Source organism: Streptomyces sp. SID8352, assembly GCF_009862265.1.
Taxonomy (GTDB): Bacteria; Actinomycetota; Actinomycetes; order Streptomycetales; family Streptomycetaceae; genus Streptomyces.
Window position 1 is genome coordinate 1 of record NZ_WWGX01000004.1, and the last position, 7,432, is coordinate 7,432.

4 protein-coding genes are annotated in these 7,432 nt (G+C 75.3%); 1 reads left to right on the plus strand and 3 read right to left on the minus strand.

From position 1 onward, the window contains the following. Positions 1-363: 363 nt before the first annotated feature. Both lhgO and GTY84_RS01190 read right to left on the minus strand, forming a co-directional pair. Positions 364-1,581: an L-2-hydroxyglutarate oxidase gene (gene lhgO / locus GTY84_RS01185; RefSeq protein ID WP_161224125.1), complete on the minus strand. Its 1,218-nt coding sequence runs from the start codon at positions 1,579-1,581 to the stop codon at positions 364-366. 65 nt (positions 1,582-1,646) lie between these two features. Further along, a complete protein-coding gene (locus GTY84_RS01190; RefSeq protein WP_161224123.1) occupies positions 1,647-3,071 on the minus strand; it encodes an MFS transporter in 1,425 nt (474 codons plus the stop codon). A gap of 829 nt (positions 3,072-3,900) precedes the next feature. Between GTY84_RS01190 and GTY84_RS01195 the strand changes: the two genes are divergently transcribed. Beyond that, positions 3,901-6,018 carry an asparagine synthase-related protein gene (locus GTY84_RS01195; protein ID WP_161224124.1) on the plus strand — a complete coding sequence of 706 codons (2,118 nt, stop codon included), beginning with the start codon at positions 3,901-3,903 and terminating at the stop codon, positions 6,016-6,018. 852 nt (positions 6,019-6,870) lie between these two features. On the opposite strand, the gene GTY84_RS01200 is transcribed toward GTY84_RS01195, so the two are convergent. Further along, positions 6,871-7,432 (minus strand): NPCBM/NEW2 domain-containing protein (locus GTY84_RS01200; protein WP_202548968.1); only part of this gene is annotated, 562 nt, incomplete at its 5' end.

A 7,432-nucleotide genomic window follows, 5' to 3' on the forward strand; every position in this document is an offset into this window, starting at 1 on the left:
GGTGGGTGGGGGTGTTTGTTGCGCCTTTGGTGTTTTGGGGTTGGGGCCGGGGCGGGGGTGGTCGTCCTCGGAACGGCGCGGAATGGGGTGGTTGTGGGGCGCAGTCTGTTGACGCGCCAACCTCTGCGGGCGGCCACCCCCGCCCCGTCCCCTTGCCGCCGTGCGCGGGTGCGGGCACCCGCCCAGCCTTCTTCGTCGGCTTCTCGCCGGGCGCGGGTGCGGGTACCTCGCCCGGCCTTGTCCTTCCCGCTCTCGCCGTGGGCGGGTGCGGGGCCCGCTCGCTGTTCTCCTGCGGTCCTGTCGTGCGCGGGTCGGGGGGCGCCGTGGGTGGTTCCGGCTGTTGTCGTGTGCTGGTGCTCCGGGTCAGGTGGTGAGGGACTTCAGGGCCCGGGCGGCTGTCGCGCGGCCGATGGGGAGGGCCGCCGTCGCCGCCGGGGACGGTGCGTTCAGTACGTGCACCGTCCGGGGGCCCTCCCGGATCAGGAAGTCGTCCACCAGGGTTCCGTCCGCCAGTACCGCCTGCGCCCGTACCCCGGACGCCGCCCGCACCAGGTCCTCGTCCTTCACCCCGGGCAGCAGTCGGCGCACCGCCGTGGCGAACGCCGTCCTGGACAGCGACCGGCGCAGCTCCCCGGCGCCGTACCGCCAGTGCCGCCCGGCCATCCGCCAGGTGCCCGGCCAGGTCAGCGTCGACGCCAGCTCGCGGGGCCGTACGATCCCCCAGCCGTAGCCCTCGCGGGCCAGTGCCGGGACCGCGTTCGGTCCGATGTGCACGCCGCCGTCGATGCCCCGGGTCAGATGCACGCCGAGGAACGGGAACGCCGGATCGGGCACCGGGTAGACCAGCCCGCGCACCAGCTCCGGGCGGGCCAGCTCGTAGTACTCGCCCCTGAAGGGGAGGATCCGCATGCCCGGCTCGTCGCCCGTCAGCCGGGCCACCTCGTCGCAGTGCAGCCCCGCGCAGTTGACCAGGACCCGCGCGCGCAGCACCGTGCCGCCGCGGGTGCGGACCGCGACCCCGAGCCCGGGGCGGCGGTCGACGCGGACCACCTCCTCCCCGGTGCGCAGCTCCGCGCCGGACGCGGCGGCGAGCTGCCGGGCCACCGCCCGGTAGTCGCAGACGCCCGTCGTCCCGACGTGTATGGCGGCCAGGCCCCGGACCTCCGGCTCGTACGCGGCGATCTGGGCGGGGCCCAGCTCCCGCACCGGGATGCCGTTCTCCCGGCCGCGCTGGACCAGCGCGTGCAGCCGGGGCAGCTCCGAGCGCTCGGTGGCGACGATCAGCTTGCCGGTGACCTCGTGGGCGATGCCGTACTCGGCGCAGAACTTCATCATCTCGGCGGCGCCGCGGACCGCGTACCGGGCCTTGAGGGAGCCGGGGCGGTAGTAGACGCCGCTGTGGACCACGCCGCTGTTGCGGCCCGTCTGGTGGCGGGCCGGGCCCGGCTCCTTCTCCAGCACGATGACCCCGGTGCCCGGCGCGGCGCGGCTGATCGCGTACGCCGTGGACAGGCCGACGATGCCGCCGCCGATCACCAGCACGTCGCAGTCGTATGCGCTCCCGGTCCGCACCCGCTCCACCTCCCGGCTCCGATAGTGCACTGCGCCGCCGACAGTGCCCTCAAACCCGGGAGGCGGTACCCGTCTCAGGCCGGGGTCACCAGCAGCGGCCTGGCCCGCTCGCGCAGCTCGGCCACGCGCGGCTCGTCGCCGTACGGTTCCAGGCGGTGCAGGAGGTCCCTGACGTACTCCGTGGTGCGCGCGGAGGAGATCCGTCCGGCCACCTCGACGGCCCGGACGCCCTGCTCGCAGGCCGCGTCCAGATTGCCGGACTCCAGCTCGGCCACCGCCGAGACGACCAGCCGCAGGCCGTGCGAGCGGATGAACTCCTCCGTCGGCTTCGACAGGGCGTGCTCGGTGAAGCGGCGCACCTGGCGCGGGGCCTTCAGGTCCCGGTAGCACTCGGCCGCGTCGGCGGCGAAGCGGTCGTAGGAGTAGAAGCCCAGCCAGGTCGGGTCGCTGTCGCCGGGGCGGGAGCGCTCCAGCCAGCTCTCGGCGGCCTTCAGCGCGGTGCCGGCCGCCGCCGCGTCGCCCGCGCGCGCGTGGGCGCGTGCCTCGACCAGCCGGAAGAAGCTCATGGTGCGCGCCGTGGCCAGGCCCCGGTTGCGCTCCAGCGCGGCCTGCGCCAGGTCCACGCCCTCGTCGCCGAAGCCGCGGTACGTGGCCTGGAGGGACATGGAGGCCAGGACGTAGCCGCCCAGCGGTACGTCGGCCGCCGCGCGGGCCAGGCGGAGGGCCTGGATGTAGTAGCGCTGGGCGGCCTCCTGCTGGCCGGTGTCGAAGGCCATCCAGCCCGCCAGGCGGGTCAGTTCGGCGGAGGCGCCGAACAGGGCGCGGCCGACCTCGTCGGAGTAGGAGCCGAGGAGGAGTGGGGCCGCCTCGACGCGTAAGCACTCGGGGACCATCGAGGAACGCCAGTCCCCGCCGCCGTACTTGGAGTCCCAGCGGCGGGCGTCCGAGGCGGCCTCCCGGAGTTTCTGCACATCGCTGTGGCCGACTTTGAGCGGTGCGCCGGAGCCCTCGGCCGGACTCGCGTCACGCGCGACCGAACTGTCGGCCGGGGTTATCAGCCAGCGCGACGCGGGCGTCGCGTACGCGCTGACCGCGAAGGAGCCGGCGAGCGACTGCCAGATGCCGCCGGAGCCCGCCCGGCGGCCCGCCAGGTCGAGCCGGTACAGCTCGGTGGCGGACCTGACCGCCTGCGCGACGTCCCGGGGGAAGGCCAGGCCGACCTCCGGGGCGGGGTCCGCGTCCGCCAGGCCGATCTCGTGGAGCGGCACCGGGCGGCCGAGCTTCTGACCGATGGCGGCGGCGATCAGGTGGGGGGCGGCGCCCTGCGGCACCATGCCCTTCGACACCCAGCGCGCCACCGAGGTCTTGTCGTAGCGAAGCGTCAACCCGCGTTGTGCGCCGAGGTCGTTGACGCGGCGGGCGAGGCCCGCGTTGCTGATTCCCGCGAGGGCGAGAACGGCGCCGAGCTTTTCGTTCGGCCCGCGTTGCTCCCTGGACATGCGCCACCCCTCGACACAGACGGCTGCCGCCCTGGCATAACCACGCGGCATTCGTAAACCCAGCGTAGTTCGCCGCATCCCATGCGTTAAGAGGCATTGTTCCGGATGGCGGGATTGTGGTCCGTACTGAGGTGCGGAGCGGGCACGGTGCGTCGCGGCGCGCTCCCGGTGTGTGGCCGTGCGCCCGCGTGTGCGCTCTTTCTGGGGCCGAGCCGGCGGCGATTCCATGAGCGGTGCGTGGGTCGGCCCGCTGTACTGGGTCCAGTGGGCTGGGGGACGCCGCCGCCTACATCCCCGCGGGCGGCGGACCGGTCCGGGGGGCATGCCTCGCCTCCCGGGCCGCGCGGACCCGGGCGGTGCGCAGAGCCTGCACGGAGCGTGTCCGCCATGAGGGGCGCCGGTTCAGATTGGCTGAAAATCGACCCTCACGTATCGGGGTTGAGGCGCCTTCACCGGGGACTCGGGGGCGTGCCGGAGGAGTGGAAGGGCGCGTTTCGGGGGCGTGCGCGGGTCCGGCCGGAGCGGCCGGAGTCGGCTCGGAACCGGTGCCCGATGCGTGTGTGACGGACGCGGCGCGGGAGCCGGGCGTGGCCCGGGTGGCAGGTGCGTCCGGTGGGACACGAGGTGTTCGCACGGGAGTTGGGGAGGTACGGGGACGAGAGGCCGCTGACGGCTCGGCAGACGAAGCGCCGACGGGTCCGGACGGCTCCACGGGGCGCATTCGTGGGGCACACGCGGCTCCGCCGACGCTCCGTGGCGCGCCCTTCATGGCAGCATGGGGAACCAGTTCCTGCGGTGCGCTGGTTGTCCCCAGCCTGTGGAGGCGTCGATGCGGTGGTTGGTGGGATGGAGCAGTGCCGCCGCGGCCGTCCCCGGAGCCGCCGGGATCGACTCCGCCGGAGCCACCGGATACGACGGCGAGACCGTGCGGCCGGTCGGCGCCCAGCTCCTCTGGGGCGACCCCGACCCCCTCTGGGCCGTCGGTGACTGGCGCCCCGACGAGATCCGCGTCGTCGCCGCCGACGACCGCACCCGCATCGCCGTGCTCGGCATCTGCGGTGCCGACGACGAGCAGTTGCGGCTCAGCCTCTTCGCCGCGCGCGGCGGCGCCCTGCGCCATCTCACCGCCTGGTCCGGCAGCTACACCGCCGTCGTCCAGGTCGGCCGCCGGATCACCGTCTGCGGCGACCTCGCCGGGGCGCGCCCCGTCTTCCACACCCCCTGGGCCGGCGGCACCGCCTACGCCACCGCCGCGCTGCCCCTCGCCGACCTCGTCGAGGCCAACCTCGACTTCGGGCACCTCGCCGCGCTGCTCGCCGCGCCCGACGTGCCCGCCGCCCTCGACGACTCCACCCCCTACGACGGGGTGAGGCGCATCCCGCCGGGACACGCGCTGGTCCTGCGCGCCGGGGCGCGGGAGATCACCGGATACGAGCCGGTGGCCTCGCTCGCCGTCGCCGCGCCCCCCGCCGATCCCGACCACGCCGTCGACGGCGTGCGGGACGCCCTGGTCGAGGCCGTGCGCACCCGCCTCGCCGCGCCCCGGCACGTCCCCGGGGACGGCATCGACCCCGGCCCCGTCCCCGGCATGGGCCCCGCCGAACGGCGGGCCGCGCGCGGCATGCCGGTGCCCGGCATCGGCGCCGACCTCTCCGGTGGCCCGGCCTCCGCGACGCTCGCCCTGCTGGCGGCCGGGCTGCCGGGAGCGCCGGGCACCGTGCTCGGGCACGGCACCGGCGCGGGGGAGCGGCTGCTCGCCGTCACCTTCAACGACCTCGCCACCGGCGGGCAGGACGCCGAACTGGAACGGGCCGGGGCGCTCGCCGCCGACCCCCGGCTGCACCACGTGGTCGTCGCCGGCGGCCGGCACGAGCTGCCCTACGCCACCCTGGACGGGCCGCTCACCGACGAACCGGGACCCTGCCTGGTCGCCGCCGCGCGCCACCGGGCGCGGCTCGCCGCGGGCAGCGCCGACCACTTCACCGGGTACGGGGCGCGACAGGTCCTCGACGCCCATCCGGCGCGCCTCGCCGACCTGCTGATGGACCGCAAGCGGCGCCATCTCGTGCGGCCCGTCGCCGCCCTCGCCAAGGCGGACGGCTCCGTCCTCGTCCCCGCCCGCGTCTACGCCGCCGCCCGGCGGCTCTCCCGCACCCCGTACCGGTCCGGGCTCGAAGGACTCGCCGAACAGTTGCTGCGGCGGCGTTTCGACGCGCCGGGCGACGGCGGGGCGACGGACGCCTCCCTCGCGGCGCTCACCTGGGGCGGACCCGGGCCGGCGGCGCGGTGGCTGACCGGGGAGGCGCTGGCTGAAGTATCGGTTCGCCTCCAGGCGTCCGCGCAGCGGTCCGCGGTGGGGCAGGCGCAGCGGCCCGGGGACTTCCGGGCGCGGGCGGCGCTGGCGCGGCGGGCGGCGGAGGTGCGGGTGCTGGAACAGGCCGCGGAGATCCGCTTCCAGCGGCTGCACACCCCGTTCCTCGACAACCAGGTCGTCCGGGCCTGCCGGGCGCTGCCCGAGGCGCTGCGGGTGCGGCCGGGGGCGCGGGCCGCGGTGCTGCGGTCGGTGCTGGAGGGGGCGGGGGTGAGCGAACTGCCCGGTGGCTGGGGGGTGCCGTCCGCCGTGCCGGCGGTCTCCGCGGCGCACACGGGGCTGCGGATGGCGGCGGATCCGCTGCTGGGGCTGTTCGACACGCCGTTGCTCGCGGAGGCGGGGCTGGTGGAGGCGCGGGTGGTGCGGAAGGCGGTGCGGGGGGCCGCGGCGGGGGAGCTGCTGGCGCTGGACGGGCTGGCCGACCTCATCTCGCTCGAACTGTGGCTGCGGCGGCTGCTGTCCCGGCGGGGGACGTGCTGGACGGGGACTCCTGGTCGGCAGCGGGCGGTTCCCGCGGGGGTGGTTCCGCAGCGGGGGGCGTTGGGGGGTGCGGGGGCGGTGGTTCGGCGGGGGTAGGGGGCGAGTCGGCGGGGGGTCTGGGGGCCTGCCGGGGCTCGTGGGGTGTGTGGGGTGCCTGGGGGTGGGGCTTCCGGGGTGGGTGCCTGCGGCCTGCTGTTGTTGTGTGTGGGGGATGCCTGCGGCTTGTGGGTGCGGGTGCGGGTGGGTTGTGGTTGTGCCTGCGGCGCATCTTTTGGTGGGTGGGGGTGTTTGTTTGCGCCTTTGGTGTTTTGGGGTTGGGGCCGGGGCGGGGGTGGTCGTCCTCGGAACGGCGCGGAATGGGGTGATTAGGGGGCGCAGTCTGTTGACGCGCCAACCTCTGCGGGCGGCCACCCCCGCCCCGTCCCCTTGCCGCCGTACGCGGGTGCGGGCGCCTCGCCCAGCCTTCTCCGTCGGCTTCTCGCCGTGGGCGGGTGCGGGCGCCTCGCCCGGCCTTGTCTTCCAGACTCTCGCCTTGGGCGGGTGTGGAACGCGCCCACTCTCGTCTTCCGGCTTTCACCGTGGGCGGGTGCGGGTGCTCGCCCACCTTCTCCGTCGGCTCCCGTCGTGCGTGGGCAGTCGTCCGCCCTTCCCTTCCGGGTTCCGCCGTGGGCGGGTGCGGGGGCACGCCGTTGGCCACTCCCGGCTTCTCGCCTTGCTCGGGTGCGGGGCGCTCACTGTCGCTCTCGGGTTCCGCCGTGTGGGGGTGGTGGGGTCCACACGTCCTTGGCTGCCCGGTTTCCGTCGTGGGCGGGTGTCGGTTCGTGCCTGGGGTCGCTTCCTGACCTCGCCTTGCGTGAGGGCTGTGGCTGCGTCGTCGCTTCTCCGCCTTCGCGGTGGTCGGCCGGTCGGCTTCGGGTGGGTGTCCCGCCCCGTCGGCTGCGGGGCGGGCTACTCGCAGGTGAAGCGGGATTCGGCCCAGTCGGCCAGGACCACCTCGTCCAGCGGGCTGCTCGGTTCCACCGTCAGGGTCAGGGTCTTGTGGCCGGTGATGTCCACGTGGACCGGTACGGCGGGGGTGCCGCCCCTGACCGGGTCGGAGGTCCAGAGGGGGGTGCCGTCGGCCAGGACCGTGAAGCGGAGTTCGCCCAGGCCCATCGAGAGGTCGTCCACGCCCACCAGCGCGTCGTAGGCCGTGCAGGCGCGGTTCAGGTCGATCGTGGCCGAGGAGCGGCCCCGCACCGTGACGCCGTGCGCGTGCTCCTCGCCCCCGATCGACAGCGAGGTGCGCTGCCACACCCAACTGCTCTGCGCCAGTCGCATCTCCGGGCCCGTGCCGTCGCCGCCCACGTCGTACGCCAGCTCGTTCCACTGGTAGACCGCGGGGGGCGCGGGCGGAGTGGGGGTCGGGCTCGGGCTCGGGGGCGGAGGTGTGGGCGTGGGTGCGGGTGGGGTGGGGAGAGGCGGCTTTCTGGTGGCCGTGGGCTTCGGGGGCGGTGGTGCGGGCTTGGGG